16 protein-coding genes and 3 pseudogenes are annotated in these 17,883 nt (G+C 62.4%); 9 read left to right on the top strand and 10 right to left on the bottom strand.

What is annotated here, in order from left to right; genetic code table 11:
• Window positions 1-276 precede the first annotated feature (276 nt).
• Window positions 277-732: a DMT family transporter gene (locus EIY71_RS27690; RefSeq protein ID WP_134023882.1), complete on the bottom strand. Its 456-nt coding sequence runs from the start codon at window positions 730-732 to the stop codon at window positions 277-279.
• Window positions 733-735: 3 nt separating this feature from the next.
• A complete protein-coding gene (locus tag EIY71_RS27695) occupies window positions 736-1,224 on the bottom strand; it encodes a DMT family transporter (RefSeq protein ID WP_039770247.1) in 489 nt (162 codons plus the stop codon).
• A gap of 111 nt (window positions 1,225-1,335) precedes the next feature.
• On the opposite strand from EIY71_RS27695, the gene EIY71_RS27700 reads away from it, so the two are divergent.
• Complete coding sequence (locus EIY71_RS27700) at window positions 1,336-2,271, top strand: LysR family transcriptional regulator (RefSeq protein ID WP_134023884.1); 936 nt, start codon at window positions 1,336-1,338, stop codon at window positions 2,269-2,271.
• Window positions 2,272-2,481: 210 nt separating this feature from the next.
• On the opposite strand, the gene EIY71_RS29020 is transcribed toward EIY71_RS27700, so the two are convergent.
• The 3 genes and pseudogenes from EIY71_RS29020 to EIY71_RS27710 all read right to left on the bottom strand — a co-directional run bounded on the left by EIY71_RS29020 (window position 2,482) and on the right by EIY71_RS27710 (window position 5,686).
• On the bottom strand, window positions 2,482-3,303 hold the full coding sequence (locus tag EIY71_RS29020; protein ID WP_371807413.1) for a methyl-accepting chemotaxis protein: 822 nt from the start codon (window positions 3,301-3,303) through the stop codon (window positions 2,482-2,484).
• Between the two features lie 84 nt (window positions 3,304-3,387).
• Window positions 3,388-4,164: pseudogene (locus EIY71_RS29025) on the bottom strand (cache domain-containing protein); the annotation flags it as partial.
• Window positions 4,165-4,369: 205 nt separating this feature from the next.
• Window positions 4,370-5,686: a Na+/H+ antiporter family protein gene (locus tag EIY71_RS27710; RefSeq protein ID WP_102687106.1), complete on the bottom strand. Its 1,317-nt coding sequence runs from the start codon at window positions 5,684-5,686 to the stop codon at window positions 4,370-4,372.
• Between the two features lie 1,457 nt (window positions 5,687-7,143).
• Between EIY71_RS27710 and EIY71_RS29030 the strand changes: the two are divergent.
• A pseudogene (locus EIY71_RS29030) lies at window positions 7,144-7,290 on the top strand (HAMP domain-containing protein); the annotation flags it as partial.
• A gap of 102 nt (window positions 7,291-7,392) precedes the next feature.
• Window positions 7,393-8,148 (top strand): methyl-accepting chemotaxis protein, encoded by a 756-nt coding sequence (locus EIY71_RS29035; RefSeq protein WP_371807414.1) that lies wholly within the window; start codon window positions 7,393-7,395, stop codon window positions 8,146-8,148.
• Between the two features lie 215 nt (window positions 8,149-8,363).
• On the opposite strand, the gene EIY71_RS27720 is transcribed toward EIY71_RS29035, so the two are convergent.
• The 4 genes from EIY71_RS27720 to EIY71_RS27735 are packed head-to-tail and all read right to left on the bottom strand — an operon-like array spanning window position 8,364 to window position 10,965.
• Window positions 8,364-9,677: a sensor histidine kinase gene (locus EIY71_RS27720; RefSeq protein WP_085745870.1), complete on the bottom strand. Its 1,314-nt coding sequence runs from the start codon at window positions 9,675-9,677 to the stop codon at window positions 8,364-8,366.
• The gene (locus EIY71_RS27725; RefSeq protein ID WP_011335105.1) at window positions 9,674-10,342 is read right to left on the bottom strand and encodes a response regulator transcription factor; all 669 of its coding nucleotides are present in this window, start codon (window positions 10,340-10,342) and stop codon (window positions 9,674-9,676) included. The genes EIY71_RS27720 and EIY71_RS27725 overlap by 4 nt, the downstream gene beginning before the upstream one ends.
• Window positions 10,343-10,345: 3 nt before the next feature.
• Complete coding sequence (locus EIY71_RS27730; RefSeq protein WP_039770259.1) at window positions 10,346-10,657, bottom strand: PepSY domain-containing protein; 312 nt, start codon at window positions 10,655-10,657, stop codon at window positions 10,346-10,348.
• On the bottom strand, window positions 10,657-10,965 hold the full coding sequence (locus EIY71_RS27735; protein WP_011335107.1) for a PepSY domain-containing protein: 309 nt from the start codon (window positions 10,963-10,965) through the stop codon (window positions 10,657-10,659). Before EIY71_RS27735 ends, EIY71_RS27730 begins: the two co-directional genes overlap by 1 nt.
• Window positions 10,966-11,111: 146 nt before the next feature.
• On the opposite strand from EIY71_RS27735, the gene EIY71_RS27740 reads away from it, so the two are divergent.
• The 5 genes from EIY71_RS27740 to codA all read left to right on the top strand — a co-directional run bounded on the left by EIY71_RS27740 (window position 11,112) and on the right by codA (window position 16,231).
• Window positions 11,112-12,191 carry a patatin-like phospholipase family protein gene (locus EIY71_RS27740; RefSeq protein WP_085745869.1) on the top strand — a complete coding sequence of 360 codons (1,080 nt, stop codon included), beginning with the start codon at window positions 11,112-11,114 and terminating at the stop codon, window positions 12,189-12,191.
• Between the two features lie 86 nt (window positions 12,192-12,277).
• A complete protein-coding gene (gene queD / locus EIY71_RS27745) occupies window positions 12,278-12,634 on the top strand; it encodes a 6-carboxytetrahydropterin synthase QueD (protein WP_007955941.1) in 357 nt (118 codons plus the stop codon).
• An 85-nt stretch (window positions 12,635-12,719) separates the two neighbouring features.
• Complete coding sequence (locus EIY71_RS27750) at window positions 12,720-13,532, top strand: alpha/beta fold hydrolase (RefSeq protein ID WP_085745868.1); 813 nt, start codon at window positions 12,720-12,722, stop codon at window positions 13,530-13,532.
• Between the two features lie 172 nt (window positions 13,533-13,704).
• On the top strand, window positions 13,705-14,976 hold the full coding sequence (codB, locus tag EIY71_RS27755) for a cytosine permease (protein WP_085745867.1): 1,272 nt from the start codon (window positions 13,705-13,707) through the stop codon (window positions 14,974-14,976).
• Between the two features lie 13 nt (window positions 14,977-14,989).
• Window positions 14,990-16,231: a cytosine deaminase gene (gene codA / locus EIY71_RS27760; protein WP_085745866.1), complete on the top strand. Its 1,242-nt coding sequence runs from the start codon at window positions 14,990-14,992 to the stop codon at window positions 16,229-16,231.
• Window positions 16,232-16,374: 143 nt separating this feature from the next.
• On the opposite strand, the gene EIY71_RS27765 is transcribed toward codA, so the two are convergent.
• Window positions 16,375-17,367, bottom strand: coding sequence for a diaminopimelate epimerase (locus tag EIY71_RS27765; RefSeq protein ID WP_085745865.1), 993 nt, complete (start codon window positions 17,365-17,367; stop codon window positions 16,375-16,377).
• Between the two features lie 269 nt (window positions 17,368-17,636).
• Here EIY71_RS27765 and EIY71_RS27770 point away from each other — a divergent pair.
• Window positions 17,637-17,883, top strand: a pseudogene (locus tag EIY71_RS27770) (type VI secretion system tip protein VgrG); the annotation flags it as partial.

Genomic DNA, 17,883 nt, shown 5'->3' on the forward strand with positions numbered 1-17,883 from the left:
AGGCTGAGTGGAGGGATTGATCCGGGGGTGGGAGCGCAGCGACCGTGCGGCGCAGCCGCATGCATCGAGAGGAGGTGCAGCGAAGCAAACCGTAGGCGATGCCCCCGGATCAATCCCGGAGCGAAGGGACACCGAGCCACAGCGAGGTGCCGAACGTCAGGGCCCAAGACCTTTGGTTACTTTGGGGCGTTTGCCAAAGTGACTCGCTGTAAGAGCGAAACCGCCAGCGGCCGCACCCGAAGAAACGGATATTCACTCACTCACTCACTCACTCAATCAATCAGAACCCCGAACACTACTGCGATACATGAAAACCAGCGCCAACCCGAGACAAACCATCGCCAAAACTCGACTAGAAGACAGCTCAATCGCCGGATTCCCCAACCACCCAAAATTATCGATCATCATCCCCATCCCCAACTGCCCGACAATCACCGCCACCGTAGCCACGGCCGTACCGACGCGCGGTACCGCACCAACCATGACCATCATGTAAACCACGCCAAACAACGCGCCACTGAGCTGCCACTTAGGCACGTCCAGCAGGCTGACCGCATGGGCCGGTTCGAAAAACAGAATCAGCAGCCCCGTGCTCACAGCGCCGACGGCAAACGTCAACAAACTACTGCGCAACACACCAACGGTTTCCCCAAGACGCCCATTGATCGCCGCCTGCACACTCAACACCGCACCGGCCAACACCACCACCGCCAACAAAATAACCAGACTCATCACTCACCCCCGCGCAATCAAAACCAAAGCCGCCACAATCAACCCCAACGCCAGCCACCGCTCAGCATTGACCTTCTTGCGCGTAGCCCCAAACCAACCGAAATGGTCAATCAACACACTCTTGCCAACCTGCCCCGACAAAATCGCAATCATCGTCATCGCAATCCCGATATGCGGCGTCGCCAGCGTCAACACCACCACATACATCGGCCCCAGAAAACCGCCGATCAACTGCCAGCGCGGCAGATCGGTCAGCGCCGGCCCCTTCTGCGGCCCCGCAAACAGCAACAACAAAAACAGAATCGCCGAGCCCACCCCGAAGATGCTCAAGGTCGCCCACAAATGCCCGACCTGCTCACCCAACGGCCCCAGCAACCCCGCCTCCACCGACAAACCCATGCCAGCCAGAATCACCAGCGGCAACAGCAACAAACGCAAACCAGGCCGCGCTACCGGCGCCGGCGCGGCACTCACTTCATCAAACGACTGCATCTGAAAAACCTCTGAAGGAAACGATGGCGCGGATTATCGGCTGGCGCCGCTGTGCGATAAATGGGAGCATCCGGACAACACTTTTGCGCAACTCGCACAGCAGGACAGACGATGCACGGGCTCAACGAACTGGGATTCAAGGCGCTAAGGCTGTTTGTGGCGGTGCTCGACCACGGCAGTTTTTCCGAAGTCGCCCGCCGCGAGGGCGTGGCGCCCTCCTCGATTTCCCGGCAGATCCAGTTGATGGAGCAGGCGCTGAACCAGCAACTGCTCTACCGCCACACCCGCGCGGTCACGCCGACCGAGACCGGGCGCATGCTCGGCCACCACGCGCGGCTGGTGCTGGTGCAACTGGAAGAAGCCGAACAGGCGTTGCAGGAACAGCAAAGCGAACCGACCGGCCTGGTGCGGATAAACGCCCCGGTGGTGTTCGGCCAGCGCCACCTGACGCCATGGCTCGGCCGTTTGTGCGAGCGTTATCCGAAGCTGCAACTGGACATCCAGCAGACCGACCACTACATCGATCCACTGCAGGAAGGCGCCGATCTGCTGTTTCGCATCGGCCCGCTGCACGACTCAAGCATGCAGGCGCGGATCCTCGCGCCGCACCGGTTTCAGGTCGCGGCCAGCCCGGCGTATATCAAGCGTTTCGGCGCGCCCCGGCATCCCGAAGACCTCGCCCGCCATCAATGCCTGGCCTACAAGGGCGCGGCCGGCTTGCAACGCTGGTTCTTCCGTCAGGATCAGGGCGAGTGGACGCCGTATGCAGTCAAGGGCACGATTACCGGCAACCACGCAGACACGTTGACCCAGGCAGCTGTGCAAGGACTGGGGCTGGTGATGTTTCCGTCATGGCTGATCGGTGAGGCGGTGCGTCAGGGCACGCTGGTGCCAGTGCTGGGGGAGTATCAGGTGTCGAACAGTGTCGAGCCGCAGCAGATTTCGGTGCTGTGGCCGGGGAGCCGGCGGTTGTCGGTGAAGGTGCGGACGGTCATCGACTTTTTTATCGAGTGCTTTGGCGAAGTCCCCTACTGGGACAGGCCCTGAGCTCGCCAAAGTCAAAAGCCGGCCCTCACCCTAGCCCTCTCCCGGAGGGAGAGGGAACCGAACGGGGGATATTCGAGAGATACGCCGACATGAGCGATCGGCTGTGAATCCATAATCGACACGATTTTTCAGGTCGATGTATGACGCAAGACACTGCGGTCAGTCCCCTCTCCCTCCGGGAGAGGGTTAGGGTGAGGGGGCCTTTGGGGGTCAGATCCGGAACTGCCCCACCAACTTCCCAAGCCGCTGCCCCAACTCCGCGAGACTGCGCGAGGTCTGCGCCCCCAACTGTGTCTCATCCGCCACGTTATCCACCGCCACCGCAATCTGGTGCACGCTGCGGTTGATCTCTTCAGCCACCGCCGTCTGCTCTTCAGCGGCACTGGCAATCTGCGCGTTCATCGAGTTGATGGTCGCAATCAGATCCGCCATCGCATCCAGCGAAGCCCCCGCCTGATTGGCCTGGGCCGACGTGCCGTCACCCGCCTCGCTGGAACGGCGCATCGCTTCAACCGCCGACTGCGTACCCGCCTGCAAGCGGTCGATCATGCCCTGAATTTCCTGCGTACTGATCTGCGTGCGCGACGCCAGCGCCCGCACCTCGTCCGCCACCACCGCAAACCCGCGCCCGGCCTCGCCCGCCCGGGCTGCTTCGATCGCGGCGTTGAGCGCCAGCAGGTTGGTCTGTTCGGCAATCGAACGGATCACCCCGAGCACGCCGACAATCGAAGACACGTCCTGCTGCAGGCTGTCGAGGGACACGCCGCTGCTGCGGATGTCGTCCACCAGCGCATGAATCTGCTTGATGCTGCCGGCCACCACGCGCTTGGCGGTCTGGCCCTCTTCGTCGGTCTGCTGCGCGGCGACGGCGGCGTTCTGCGCGCTCTTGGCGACTTCCTGGGCGGCGGCGGACATCTCGTTGATCGCCGTGGCGACCTGATCGGTTTCGTGACGCTGACGTTCCATGGCCTGATCGGAGCGCTGGGCCTGATCCGACACTTGCGTCACCAAGCCAGTCAGTTGCGACGTCATCTCGGTGATCTGCCGCACCAGGCCGTGGATCTTGTCGACGAAACGGTTGAACGAGCCGGCCAGTTCGCCGAGTTCGTCCTGGCTGGTGATGGTCAGGCGCCGGGTCAGGTCACCCTCGCCCGCCGCGATGTCATCGAGGTTGGCTTTCATCAGGGTCAGCGGTCGCAGAATGGTGTTGGCCAGCAGCATCCCCGCCGCCGCGATCACCAGCAGCACCACCACTGCCACACCGACGATGCTCAAGACCACGCCCTGCATGCGTTCCTGCACCTTGGCCTCGACCACCGCCACTTGCGCTTCGATGCCGTCGAGGTTGACCGACGTACCGACCGCCATGTCCCACTTCGCCAGATATTCGGTGTAGCCAAGTTTCGGCACCAGCACTTGCGCGTTGCCCGGCAGCGGCGAGCTGTATTGCAGGTAGTGAGTGCCGTCCTTCGCGACTTTCACCAGGTCGCGGTTGACATAGACGCCGTTCGGGTCGCGGTTGTCCTTGAAGCTTTTGCCCACGCCTTCGGGGTCGTTGGCCTTGAACAGGCGCACGGTCTCGGAGTCGTAGCCGAAGAAGTAGCCGTCCTTGCCGTACTTGATGCTCGACAGCAGCTTGATCACCTGCGCCCGCGCCTCGGCGTCACCGGGAGCGGCGGCGTCGTACAACGGTTTGATGGTGGTCATGGCCACGGCGACGTAACTGGCCAGCGTGGCTTTGGCGTCACCGAGCAGGCGTTCGCGGGTCTGCTGGACTTCATTGCGCGCCTGTTCCTGAAGGATGAACAGCGTGGTCAGGCTGATCACCAGCGCAAAGAGCAGCACCGGAAGGACGGCAAGGGACAGGACTTTAGCCTTGAGACTCAGGCGCATGGGGGCTCACTCTTTTGGTTTTATTGGCGTGGTTAAAGGCTTTAACGGCACGCGAAACCAAAAGTTGAGCTTAGACCCCCCGATGCAGATCGTTCCCACGCTCCGCGTGGGAATGCAGCCCGGGACGCTCCGCGTCCCAAAGCGTGACGCAGAGCGTCACAAGAGGCATTCCCACGTAGAGCGTGGGAACGATCAAACGATCACGTCAGAGGACCATCGCAGCCACCCAGCCAAACGCCAGCAGCGGCAGGTTGTAGTGCAGGAAGGTCGGAACCACGGTGTCCCAGATGTGGTGATGCTGGCCGTCGATGTTCAGCCCGGAGGTCGGGCCGAGGGTCGAGTCTGACGCGGGCGAACCGGCATCGCCCAAGGCACCGGCCGTGCCGACGATGCAGACAATGGCAATCGGGCTGAAGCCCAGTTGCACGCACAGCGGCACGAAAATCGCCGCCAGAATCGGCACCGTGGAAAACGACGAGCCGATGCCCATGGTCACCAGCAGCCCGACCAGCAGCATCAGCAAGGCCCCGATGCCTTTGCTGTGGTTGATCCACGACGCCGACGACTCGACCAGCGTCTGCACCTCGCCGGTGGCCTTCATCACTTCGGCGAATCCGGAAGCGGCGATCATGATGAACCCAATCATCGCCATCATCTTCATGCCTTCGGTGAACAGGTCGTCCGTCTCGCGCCATTTGACGATGCCCGACGCCGAGAAGATCAGGAAACCGGCCAGCGCCCCGATAATCATCGAATCCAGCAGCAACTGAATAATGAAGGCTGCGGCAATGGCGACACCGGCGATCAACAGACTGCGGGGGTTGTACTGCACTGCCACCTGCTCGACCTGCTCGATTTTTCCCAGGTCGTATACGCGCTTCTTGCGGTAACTGATAAAGGCGATGCCCAGCCCCACCAGCATGCCCAGCGCCGGAATCCCCATGGCATGGGTGACGTTGATACCGCTGATGTCAACGCCACTGCGGGCAACGTTGGCCAGCAGGATCTCGTTTAGGAAAATATTGCCGAAGCCCACCGGCAAGAACATGTACGGCGTAATCAGGCCGAAGGTCATGACGCAGGCGATCAGCCGGCGGTCCAGTTGCAGCTTGGTCAGTACATAGAGAAGCGGCGGCACCAGCAGCGGAATGAACGCAATATGAATCGGCAGGATGTTCTGCGACGCGATCGCCACCACCCACAGCAGGCCGATCAGCATCCATTTGACGCTGCCGCCACCGGTCGCATGCTGGCGGTCGACCATCGCCAGAGCCTTGTCGGCCAGCGCGTGGGCCAGACCGGACTTGGCAATCGCCACGGCGAAAGCGCCGAGCAACGCGTAGGACAACGCCACTGTCGCCCCGCCACCCAAGCCACTGTTGAAGGCCTTGAGCGTGGCGTCGATGCCCAGACCACCGGTCAGGCCACCGACCAGCGCACCGACGATCAACGCGATCACCACATGCACCCGGGACAGGCTGAGGATCAGCATGACGCCGACCGCAGCAATCACTGCATTCATTTCACTACCTCGAAAACACGACGGTAAAGCCATTCACCGCCAGACAGGATGAGTCCGGCCGACAAGCCACGAGGGTCGCCAGCGGATTTGCATAGAGGGTCTTATTAGAAGGGCGCGCACTGTGCCGCAGCGCGGGCGCAGTGTCAAAGCGACTGGTCGCAACACTGTGTAACTTTCCATGATCAATCCGCTGAACAAGGCATATCCGCCACAACATGCGTCAATTCGCCATATTGCATTTACGCCATAAAGAAAGCCGAAACGCGGCCGTTACAGTGCAAAGTCTCAGATATTTATCGAATAAGGACGTTTCCATGTCACTCAGACAACTTTCCATCCAATGGAAAATCACCCTGCTCGCCGGGCTCTGCCTGGCCGGTATCGTGACCCTGTTGGTGGGTCTTTCGCTGTATCGCATGGAGCACAGTTCCGAACTGGTGAAAGCTTCGAGCATGGAAATGCTCACCGAGTCGGCCCAGGCCCGCATTGAATCCCAGGGCGAAGTCCAGGCAGCGGGCATTCGCCAGCAGTTCATGGACGCCTATCAATATGGCCACGGTTTCTCGCGTCAGGTGCTGTTCCTGCGCGAACAGGCCGAGAAGCGCTTCCTCGATGCCTTCGACCTGCGCGAAGACATGACTCGTCAGGTGAAATCGGCGCTGCAGGCCAATCCGGATCTGCTCGGCCTGTCGCTGGTGTTCGAAGCCAACGCGCTGGACGGCAAGGACGAACTGTTTGCCGGTCAGGCTGAACTGGGCAGCAACGACAAGGGCCGCTTCGCCCTGTACTGGTCGCAACCGACCCCAGGCAAGGTGACCTCAATGGCGCTGCCGGAAAGCGACATGACCGACACCAGCACCGGCCCCAGCGGCCAGGCCGCCAACGCCTGGTTCACCTGCCCGCGCACCACGCTCAAGCCGTGCGTGATCGAACCCTACTTCTATGTGATCGACGGGCAAAAGGTGCTGATGACCAGCATCGTGTTCCCGTTGATGGTCAACGGCAAAGTCATCGCCTCGCTGTCGGTCGACATCAACCTCAACAGCCTGCAAGCGATCAGCCAGAGCGCCAGCAAAAAGCTCTATGACGGCCAGACCGCCGTGAGCATCATCAGCCCCGCCGGCCTGCTCGCCGGTTACAGCCCGGACGCCAATAAACTCAGCCAGCGCCTGGATGCCGTGGACACCACCAGCGGCGCCGAGCTGCTGCGCCTGCTCGCTTCGAGCCACACCGTCAGCAGCCTGCACAGCAACGCGCAACTGAAAGTGCTGTCGCCGTTCCAGCCGATTCCCGGCGGCCCGTCGTGGGGCGTGCTGCTCGATGTGCCGGAGAAAGTGCTGGTCAGCCGCGCCGAAGCGCTCAAGCAGCAACTGGATGCCAGCAACACCTCGGGCACCCTCATCGAACTGAGCCTGGGCGTGCTCGCCGCGCTGATCGGCCTGCTGCTGGTGTGGCTGATGGCCCGCAGCGTGACCAAACCGATCCTCGGCGTGGCCCATATGCTGGAAGACATCGCCAGCGGCGAAGGCGACCTGACCCGCCGTCTGGCCTACGACAAGAAGGATGAACTCGGTCAACTGGCCGGCTGGTTCAACCGCTTCCTCGACAAGCTGCAACCGATCATCGCCGAGGTGAAACGCTCGGTGCAGGATGCGCGCAACACCGCCGATCAGTCTTCGGCCATCGCCACTCAGACCAGCGCCGGCATGGAGCAGCAATACCGTCAGGTCGATCAGGTGGCCACCGCGTCCCACGAAATGAGCGCCACCGCTCAGGACGTGGCCCGCAGCGCGGCACAAGCCGCCGAAGCGGCCAAGGATGCCGACCGCGCCACCCGTCAGGGCCTGACCGTGATCGACCGCACCACCGCCAGCATCGACACCCTCGCCGCCGACATGAGCGCAGCGATGGTGCAGGTCGAAGGCCTGGCCGCCAACAGCGAGAAAATCGGCACCGTGCTGGAAACCATCCGCGCCATCGCCGAACAGACCAACCTGCTGGCCCTGAACGCCGCCATCGAAGCCGCCCGCGCCGGTGAAGCCGGACGCGGTTTTGCGGTGGTCGCCGACGAAGTGCGCAACCTCGCCCGCCGCACTCAGGAATCGGTGGAAGAAACCCGTCAGGTGATCGAGCAATTGCAGAACGGCACCCAGGACGTGGTCGGCTCGATGGGCAACAGCCATCGTCAGGCCCAGGGCAGCGTCGAACAGGTCGGCCAGGCCGTGACCGCGCTGCGCCAGATCGGCGATGCGGTGACGGTGATCAGCGACATGAACCTGCAGATCGCCAGCGCTGCCGAAGAGCAGAGCGCGGTGGCCGAGGAGATCAACAACAACGTGGCGACGATTCGTGATGTGACGGAGTCGCTCTCGGGACAGGCGAATGAATCGGCGCGGGTGAGTCAGTCGCTCAATAGCCTGGCGAATCAGCAGCAGAGTTTGATGGATCAGTTTCGGGTTTGACTCGGGATTGCTGAAGATCAAGAGCTTACCCCCTCACCCCAGCCCTCTCCCCCAAGGGGGCGAGGGGGAAAGGGAGCAGATCTCCGTTGCTATCGGAGCCTGAGTACACCTCGATATATCAAGTCGGTGAGACTCGAACATCCACCTCGGTCAGTCCCCTCTCCCTCCGGGAGAGGGTTAGGCGGGCGGCGTTCCGATGAGGGGGCTCTTGAAGCTCACCGCCGAGGCAACTGAATCTCCACCTTCAACCCACCCCACTCACTTTCACCCAACACCAAAACCCCACCCCAAGTCTCGACAATATCCCGCACAATCCCAAGCCCCAACCCATGCCCATGGGTCTGCTCATCCAGCCGCGTCCCACGGCTGAACACCTGAGCCCGCTGCGCCTCGGGAATCCCCGGCCCGTCATCCTCCACGCTCAGCACAAAACCTTCGGCCGTTTCGACCACGCTCAGCCGCACCTCGGCATCCGCCCACTTGCAGGCGTTGTCCAGCAGGTTGCCGAGCAGTTCCAGCAGATCCTCACGATCCCACGGCAATTGCAGGCCCCGCGGGGCCACATAACTCAGCTCCAGGTGCTCGCCATGGATCATGTTCAACGTCGACAGCAGCCCCGGTAGCTCGGCGTCGCAATCGAACAGCGCTCCCGGCAACGCATCGCCAGAGAGCCGCGCACGGTTGAGCTCGCGGTTCAGCCGTTGCTGAACCTGCTCCAGTTGTTCCTTGAGAATCTTGCGCAGTTCCGGATGCGCGTCGAGCCTTTCACTCGACGCCAGACTGAGCAGCACCGCCAACGGGGTTTTCAGCGCGTGCCCGAGATTGCCCAGGGCATTGCGCGAGCGCTTGAGGCTGTCTTCGGTGTGCGCCAGCAAATGGTTGATCTGCGCCACCAGCGGCTCCAGTTCCGCCGGTACTTGTTCATCGAGTTGTGAACGCTGGCCCTGCTGCAACTGGGCGATCTGTTCACGAGCCTTTTCCAGCGGACGCAACGCGCGGCGCACGGTCAGGCGTTGCAGCAACAGAATCAGCAGCAACCCGGCCAGCCCGAGGCCGAGACCGATCTGGCGCATGCGCTGGAAGCTCTCGCGCACCGGCGTGTAATCCTGGGCCACGCTGATGGAAATCGACTGGCCGAGCCGTCGATAGTCCGAACGCAGCACCAGCAATTGCTGGCCGTCCGGCCCCAGTTGCAGGTTGCTGTGCAGGCCGGAGCGTTCGAGCAGCGGCAGATCCTGATCCCACAACGAGCGGGAGCGCCAATGGCTGTCGGCGAAATCGATGCGGAAGTAATGCCCGGAAAACGGTCGCTGGTAGGCCGGCGACAAGTGCCGCTCATCCAGCTGCAAGCCTTGCGGGCCGCGAACCAGCGCCACCAGCAGGCTCTCGCTGTCGTTACGCAAGCCGGCTTCGAGATAGCGCTGCAATCCGACTTCGAACAACCACAGACTGGTTTGCGCCAGCAGCACGCCGACGACCACCAGCACACTGATCAACCCCAGGCTCAAGCGGCGCTGGATCGATCTCACGAAGCCTGTCCGCCAAACAGATAACCCTGACCGCGGCGGGTTTCGATCACACTTTTGCCGAGCTTGCGCCGCAGGTGATTGACGTGAACTTCAAGCACGTTGGAATCGCGCTCGGTCTCGCCGTCATAGAGGTGTTCAGCGAGGTGGCTCTTGGAGAGGATCTGCTCCGGGTGCAGCATGAAGTAGCGCAACAGACGGAATTCGGCGGCGGTCAGCTGAATGTCGGCACCGTCGCGCACGACACACTGACGGCCCTCGTCCAGGTGCAGACCGGCGGCCTTGAGCGTCGGCTGGTTGGCCTGGCCCTTGGAACGGCGCAGCAGCGACTGGATGCGCAAATACAGTTCTTCCGGGTGGAAAGGTTTGGTCAGGTAATCGTCGGCACCGGCCTTCAGGCCTTCGATGCGCTCGGCCCAGGAGTCGCGGGCGGTGAGGATCAGCACCGGAATCGTCAGACCGCCCGCGCGCCATTGCGCCAGCACTTCAAGCCCCGGCACGCCGGGCAGACCGAGGTCGAGGACGATCAGGTCGTAGGGCTCGCTGCTGCCCTGATAGACCGCATCGCGTCCGTCCGCCAGCCAGTCCACCGCGTAGCCCTGACGTTGCAGGCCGGCCAGCAGTTCGTCGGCCAGCGGTACGTGGTCTTCCACCAGAAGCAAGCGCATCGGTCAATCTTCCTTGTCTTTCACGAGTTCACCGGTGTCGGCCTTCAGGTGCAGCTCACGGGCCACACCTTCGACGGTCAGCAACTCGACTTCATAAATGTAGACGTCGTGTTTTTCTTCCAGCTCGACTTCCAGCAGTTTCGCGCCGGGATAACGATCCATCGCCTGCTGCAGCACTTGCTCCAGCGGCAGGATCACGCCCTGCTTGCGCAGATTGAGGGCTTCGTCGGGCCCCAGGTCGCGGGCCATCGCCGTCGAGCAAAACATCACCAGCGCCAATGCCGTACGGCGGGTGGCGCGAACATTCACCTTCATTACGTATCCTGATGATCCTTGAGCACTTGCCCGCTCACCGCATCCAGTTCCAGATCCCATTCCAGCCCCTGCGGATCACGCAGTTCGATCTGGTAGATGTACTTGCCGTACTGTTCTTCCAGCTCGGTGTCGGTGATCGTCGAACCCGGGTGTTTGGCCAGCGCGGTGGCGTTGAGCTTCTCGAAGGAGACGATAGTACCAGCGTCGCGCAGGCGCAGGGCTTCATCCGGGCCGAGATCGCGGGCGTGAACGGTGCTGGCGGCGAGGCCGATGATCGAGGCGAGGGTCAGGGCAGTCAGGGTTTTCATGGTGTCTCCGTATTTTTATGTGTCGCTACGGTCGGCACCTTAACGGTGCGAACTTAACTGAAACTGAATGGCCATCATTGGGCCTGCTCCTGCAGCCACGGCAACATGTGCTTATAATCTTTCGCTTGCTAACGAGCGAGACCGGTATGACCGCCATTCACATCAAGTTCCCTGCCCTCACCCTCAAGGCCGGCCCCAAGGCCATGGCGCGTATTCGTGCCCAAGGCCTGAGCGCCGCCGACGTCGGCACCCTGCCCGGTGCTGCCGGTGGGCCGAAGGCGCTGGGGATTCAGGGGCTGGATCTGGCGCTGTTCGGCGAGTGGCTGCCGGCGGCGCCGCGCGAGCGTTCGCTGATCGGTGCGTCGGTGGGTTCCTGGCGCTTCGCCAGCGCTTGTCTGCCGGACGCCGCCGAAGGCATCCGCCGCCTCGGTCATCTGTACACCGAGCAGAACTTCAACAAAGGCGTGACCATCGGCGACGTCAGCCGCAGTTCGCAACGCATGCTCGATGACCTGCTCGACGGTCGCGATGCCAGCCTTCTGACCAACGCCCATTACCGCCTGAACATCATGGTGGTCAAAAGCCACGGCGGGCTGGCGGACGACCATCGCGGCCGGCTCGGGCTGGCGCTGGGCTCGGTGATCGCCGACAACCTGCGGGGCCGGGCGCGGCTGTCGCGGCACTTCGAACGGCTGATCATCCACGACCCGCGCCTGGCGCCGCCGGTGCATGCGTTGAATGACTTCCCGTCGCGCTTCGTCGCCCTCGATGCCGGCAACCTGCGTCAGGCACTGCTGGCCTCCGGTTCGATCCCGATGGTCATGGAAGGCGTGCGCGACCTGCCGGGCGCTGGTGCCGGCACGTTCCGCGACGGTGGTCTGCTCGACTATCACCTCGACCTGCCTTACAGCGGCGACGACATCGTGTTGTATCCGCACTTCACCGACCGGGTGATTCCGGGCTGGTTCGACAAGACCCTGCCGTGGCGCAAAGCTTCGGTCGAGCGCTTGCAGGACGTGCTGTTGCTCGCGCCGTCGAAGGAATACCTGGCGCGCCTGCCCTACGGCAAACTCCCCGACCGTAACGACTTCAAGCGCTTCATGGGCGATGCGCCGAGCCGGCAGAAATACTGGCGCGCGGCGATGGATGAGAGCCGACGGCTGGGCGACGAATTCCTTGAACTGACTGCCAACGGTCGCCTCGCCGAGCGCTTGCTGACCCTTTAGTCAGCACAGCCGGGAACAAGCTGATAAACTCGCCGCCTGCCCGAATTCGCTGCGGCGAACGCCATCTGAACAGAGCTGAAATCACTGTGGAAATCTTCAAGGAATTTACGTTCGAATCCGCCCACCGCCTGCCCCACGTACCGGACGGCCACAAGTGCGGACGCCTGCACGGTCACTCGTTCAAAGTGGCGATTCATCTGAGCGGCGACCTCGATCCGCACACCGGCTGGATCCGTGATTTCTCCGAGATCAAAGCGATTTTCAAGCCGTTGTACGAGCGTCTGGACCACAACTACCTCAACGACATTCCGGGCCTCGAGAACCCGACCAGCGAAGTGCTGGCCAAATTCATCTGGAATGAATTGAAGCCCCTGCTGCCGGAACTCAGTGCGATCCGCATCCACGAGACCTGCACCAGCGGTTGCATCTATCGCGGCGAGTAATTCCCGCGACACAAAAAAACCACCGAGACCGGTGGTTTTTTTACGCCTATGCTTTTTGGCTCGAACCCGCCAAGAGGACAGGCCCATGAGGGACTGGCTGCTGGATCAGGTCTTTGATTTCAACGGGCGACAGATTCGCCACGGGGTGCGCGGCGACGGCCCGCCGCTGGTGTTCGTGCACGGCACGCCCTTCTCGTCTTACGTGTGGCACCGCATCGCGCCGCACTTTTTCGCCACGCATCGGGTGCATTACTTCGATTTGCTGGGCTACGGGCAGTCCGAGCAACCGGACGCCGATGTATCCCTCGGTGTGCAGAACGAATTGCTCGTTCAGTTGCTCGATCACTGGAATCTGCAACGCCCGGACGTGGTCGCCCACGACTTCGGCGGCGCCACCGTGCTGCGCGCGCACCTGCTCAACGGCAAGGATTACCGCAGCCTGACCCTGATCGACCCGGTGGCGCTGACACCCTGGGGTTCGCCGTTCGTGCAGCACGTGCGCCAGCATGAGGCGGCGTTCAGCGGCCTGCCGGATTACATCCAGCGCGCCATCGTCCCGACCTATATTCGCGGGGCGATCCAGCGGGATATTCCCGACGATGAACTGGCGCCCTACGTCCAGCCGTGGCTGGGCGATCCGGGGCAAGCGGCGTTCTACCGGCAGATCGCGCAGATGGACCAGCGCTACACGCTGGAGGCGCAGCCGCTGTACCCGACGATCCGTTGCCCGGTGCAGATTCTCTGGGGCGAAGAGGATCAGTGGATCCCCATCGAACGCGGGCGTGAGTTGCACAAGATGATTCCAGGATCGCAATTTCATCCGGTCCCGAATGCCGGGCATCTGGTGCAGGAAGATGCGCCTGAAGCCATAGTCGCCGCGCTGCTGCGGTTCCTCTGATCCAATCCCGTGACTCTGTGGGAACAGCTGCTCCCACATGGTTCGGTGCGGCGCCCGATGCACTGCTTTCGCGCCGATCATCCGTGCCTCGTCTATAAATACTCGCAACATCGCGTTTGGCACGACCGCTGCAACCTCTTCGCGTCCTCCCCTTTCCAGCAAGGAACGCCCCATGACGCAAAACGATCCCGGCAACGATTACCCCCTCAGTGAAGTGCCGATGCACGCGCGCAAAGGCCTGGCCTCCACGGCGATGGTGCTGCTGGGCTTCACCTTCTTCACCGCAACCATGTTTGCCGGCGGCAAGCTCGGCGTGGCGTTCAACTTCGGCGAAATGCTCGCCGTCATCATCATCGGCAACCTGCTGCTCGGCGTGTACGCCGCAGGCCTGGGTTACATCGCCTTCAAAAGCGGGCTGAATTCGGTGCTGATGGGGCGCTTCTGTTTTGGCGAAGTCGGCAGCAAGCTCAGCGACCTGATCCTCGGCTTCACCCAGATCGGCTGGTACGCCTGGGGCACCGCGACGGCGGCGGTGGTGCTCGGCAAGTATTTCGATTTGAACGAAGCCACGGTGCTGGGGCTGATGGTGCTGTTCGGTCTGGTGTTCTGCGCCACGGCGTATGTCGGTTATCGCGGGCTGGAGATTCTGTCGTACATCGCGGTGCCGGCGATGATGTTGCTGCTGATGCTGTCGATGTGGGTCGCGACCGTGAAAGTCGGCGGCCTCGACGGTTTGCTCAGCGTCGTGCCCAGCGGTTCGCTGGACTGGTCGACCGCCATCACGCTGGTATTCGGTACCTTCGTCAGCGGCGCGACCCAGGCCACCAATTGGACGCGTTTTTCCCGTTCGGCACGGGTCGCGGTGCTGGCCAGTCTGATCGGTTTTTTCATCGGCAACGGCCTGATGGTGCTGATCGGTGCCTATGGTGCGATCGTCTATCAACAGCCCGACGTGGTCGAAGTGCTGCTGTTGCAGGGCTTCGCCATGGCGGCGATGGCGATGCTGTTGCTGAACATCTGGAGTACCCAGGACAACACCATCTACAACTTCGCCGTCGCCGGCTGCAACCTGCTGCGCACCGGTCGCCGCAAGACCGTGACCCTGGCCGGCGCCGTGATCGGCACCGCGCTCGCGTTGCTGGGCATGTACGACATGCTGGTGCCTTATCTGATCCTGCTCGGCACGGTGATCCCGCCGATTGGCGGCGTGATCATGGCGGACTTTTTCTTCCGCTGGCGCGGGCGTTATCCGCGACTGGCCGACGCACGGTTACCGGCGTTCAACTGGCCGGGGCTTGCGGCCTACGCAGCCGGGACGGTCGCGGCGTTCGGCTCGCCGTGGGTCGCGCCGCTGGTCGGCATCGCCGTTGCCGCGTTAACGTATATCGCAGTGACCGGCCTGCTCGGCGCCCGCAACGCGGCCGCCCCTCTACAAGATCTATAAAAGGATTCGCCCGATGCACATCATCAACGCCCGACTGCGCAACCAGGAAGGTCTGCACGAATTGCACCTCGAAGACGGCCTGATCCGCAGCATCGCGCGCCAGACCGAAGCGCCGACCCTGGGCCCCGACGACCTCGACGCCGGCGGCAACCTGGTGGTGCCGCCCTTCGTCGAGCCGCACATTCACCTCGACGCCACCCTGACCGCCGGCGAGCCGCGCTGGAACATGAGCGGCACGCTGTTCGAAGGCATCGAGTGCTGGGGCGAGCGCAAGGTCACCATCACCCAGGAAGACACCAAGACCCGGGCGAAGAAAACCATTCAGACCCTCGCCGCCCACGGCATCCAGCACGTGCGCACCCACGTCGACGTCACCGATCCGCAACTCACCGCGCTCAAGGCGATGCTCGAAGTGCGTGAGGAAAGCCGTCACCTGATCGACCTGCAAATCGTCGCGTTTCCTCAGGAAGGCATCGAGTCGTTCCGCAACGGGCGCGAGCTGATGGAAGAAGCAATCCGCATGGGCGCTGACGTGGTCGGCGGGATCCCGCATTTCGAGTACACCCGTGACCAGGGCGTCAGCTCGGTGAAGTTCCTGATGGACCTCGCCGAGCGCACCGGTTGTCTGGTGGATGTGCACTGCGACGAAACCGACGATCCGCATTCGCGCTTCCTCGAAGTGCTGGCCGAAGAGGCCCGCAGCCGCGACATGGGCGCCCTCGTGACCGCCAGCCACACCACGGCGATGGGCTCCTACGACAACGCCTACTGCGCCAAACTGTTCCGCCTGCTCGGGCATTCGGGGATCAGTTTTGTCTCCTGCCCGACCGAAAGCATTCACCTGCAAGGTCGCTTCGACAACTTCCCGAAACGCCGGGGCGTGACCCGCGTCAACGAACTGCTTGAAGCGGGCATGAACGTCTGCTTTGGTCAGGATTCGATCGTCGATCCGTGGTATCCGCTGGGCAACGGCAACATCCTGCGGGTCCTCGAAGCCGGGCTGCACATCTGCCACATGCTCGGTTACCGCAACCTGCAAAGCGCGCTGGATCTGGTCACCGACAACAGCGCCAAGGCCATGCACCTTGGCGAACGCTATGGCCTGGAACAGGGCCGCCCGGCAAACCTGCTGATCCTGTCGGCGGACAGCGACTACGAAGTGATCCGCAGCCAGGGCCTGCCGCTGTATTCGATCCGCAACGGCAAGGTGTTGATGAAGCGGCAGATGCCGGTGGTGGAGTTCGTGGAGGGTTGAGTGGCGGTTATTGCTCGCGCCGGTTTTATCGCGAATCGAAAGAGCCAGCCTGTCAGATCTGACAGGCGACAACCGCCTCGAACCGGCTCACAGTAAAGCCCAAGGGATCCATCGTTCCCGGGGGGACGATCATGAAAGGGACTTCACTTTTCTGTCGTGTGCGCCGTGCCGAACAGGCGCACTCGCAGCAGTTCTCCGTCGCGCTCCTCCAGCAGGATCGGCGCGGTTCCGCCGGGCATCACCACCTGCACCTCTCCCGCTGACACCCAGCCCACCCGCCACGCCGCACTCGCCACCGCACTGGCGCTGGTGCCGGATGAGGCGGTCGGGCCTTCGCCCCGTTCGAACACCCGCGCCACAATGCGTTGATCGCCAGCACGTATCGCCCATTGCAGGTTTACCCCGGCCGGGCACGGCTGGCCGGCGCCGGTGGGCACGGCGAAGGCGATGGCGGTCAGACTGTCCGCCAGCGGCGACTCAAGCATCTGTTCGTTGCTCGGCAATGCCGCCTCGTCCTCCAGCAGCGTCACGCAGTGCGGATTGCCGATTCTCACGAACTGACTGTGTGCCCAGCCGGGATCGAGTTGCGCCAACGGTCGAACACGGCTGATTTCCACACCATTGAACGACACCGGTTCAACGCCGAGCGCACTGACGGCTGCCGGGCCGAATCCGGGTTGCCCGAGATCCAGCCAGAAGCCCTGCACGCCCGCGACCTCAGCCGGCTTGACCGAGATCGGCACGGGCGACTGCGCATCCTGTTTGTCGTGATGCACCTGCAACGATGCGCCCTGCTCTGGCATCAGCCCCTGCTCAAGCAGTGCCTGAGAAAAAATCGTCAGACCGTTGCCGCTGCGCTCGGCCAGCGTGCCGTCGGTGTTGACGATCAGCAGATCAAAGGGTGCCGAGGACTGAAACGGGCCGATCAGCAAGCCATCGCTGCGATGATGTTTGGCACCGGCGGGCCGGATTGCGTCAGGCCATTGGCAGAATGTCGCGATGGCCTGCTCGCTCCAGATGGCTCTGGATGACGCCGCCTCTTGTGCGTTGGCCGGCAGGTCGATGCCCGCCTCTCGCACCTGTAGGGGTGAAACCACGCCGTAGATATTGCCGCGCGCATCGTAAAACTTTGCCATCTCGTTTCCTGCGTTCAGGTTGCGGTTTGCGCTCCACTGTATCGCCTGACGTGATCGACAATCACGTGGAAATATCAGCAAAAGTGATATCACTTTGCCAAGAAACATCTCGTAGCAACTTCGAACAGGCCTTATGAACCGCGGCTTTCAGGGCATGTGCGCAACTTTTTGCGCAACTTTAAGCCTTTATGATCCGACTCGGTTCTGGATCAGGCTTTCGCCGAGGTTAGAACTTTCAGGAGATTCAGTTTCACCTCAAGGAGCGTCAAATGTTCAGTCCAGCCAACGAAACGCACTTCAGCCTGACCGTTGAGGACTACGTTTGCGACCTGCAAGTGCTGTCGTTCACCGGCACCGAAGGCATCAGCCAGCCGTTTCGTTTCGACCTGGAACTGGTCAGCGAAAACCCGGATCTGGACCTGGAAAAACTCCTGCACAAACAGGCGTTCCTCGCCCTCGATCCGCAGGGCTCGGGCATCCACGGCCAGATCTACCGCGTGGCCCAGGGCGATGCCG

Source organism: Pseudomonas sp. CH235 (assembly GCF_004368175.1).
Taxonomy (GTDB): domain Bacteria; phylum Pseudomonadota; class Gammaproteobacteria; order Pseudomonadales; family Pseudomonadaceae; genus Aquipseudomonas; species Aquipseudomonas paraglycinae.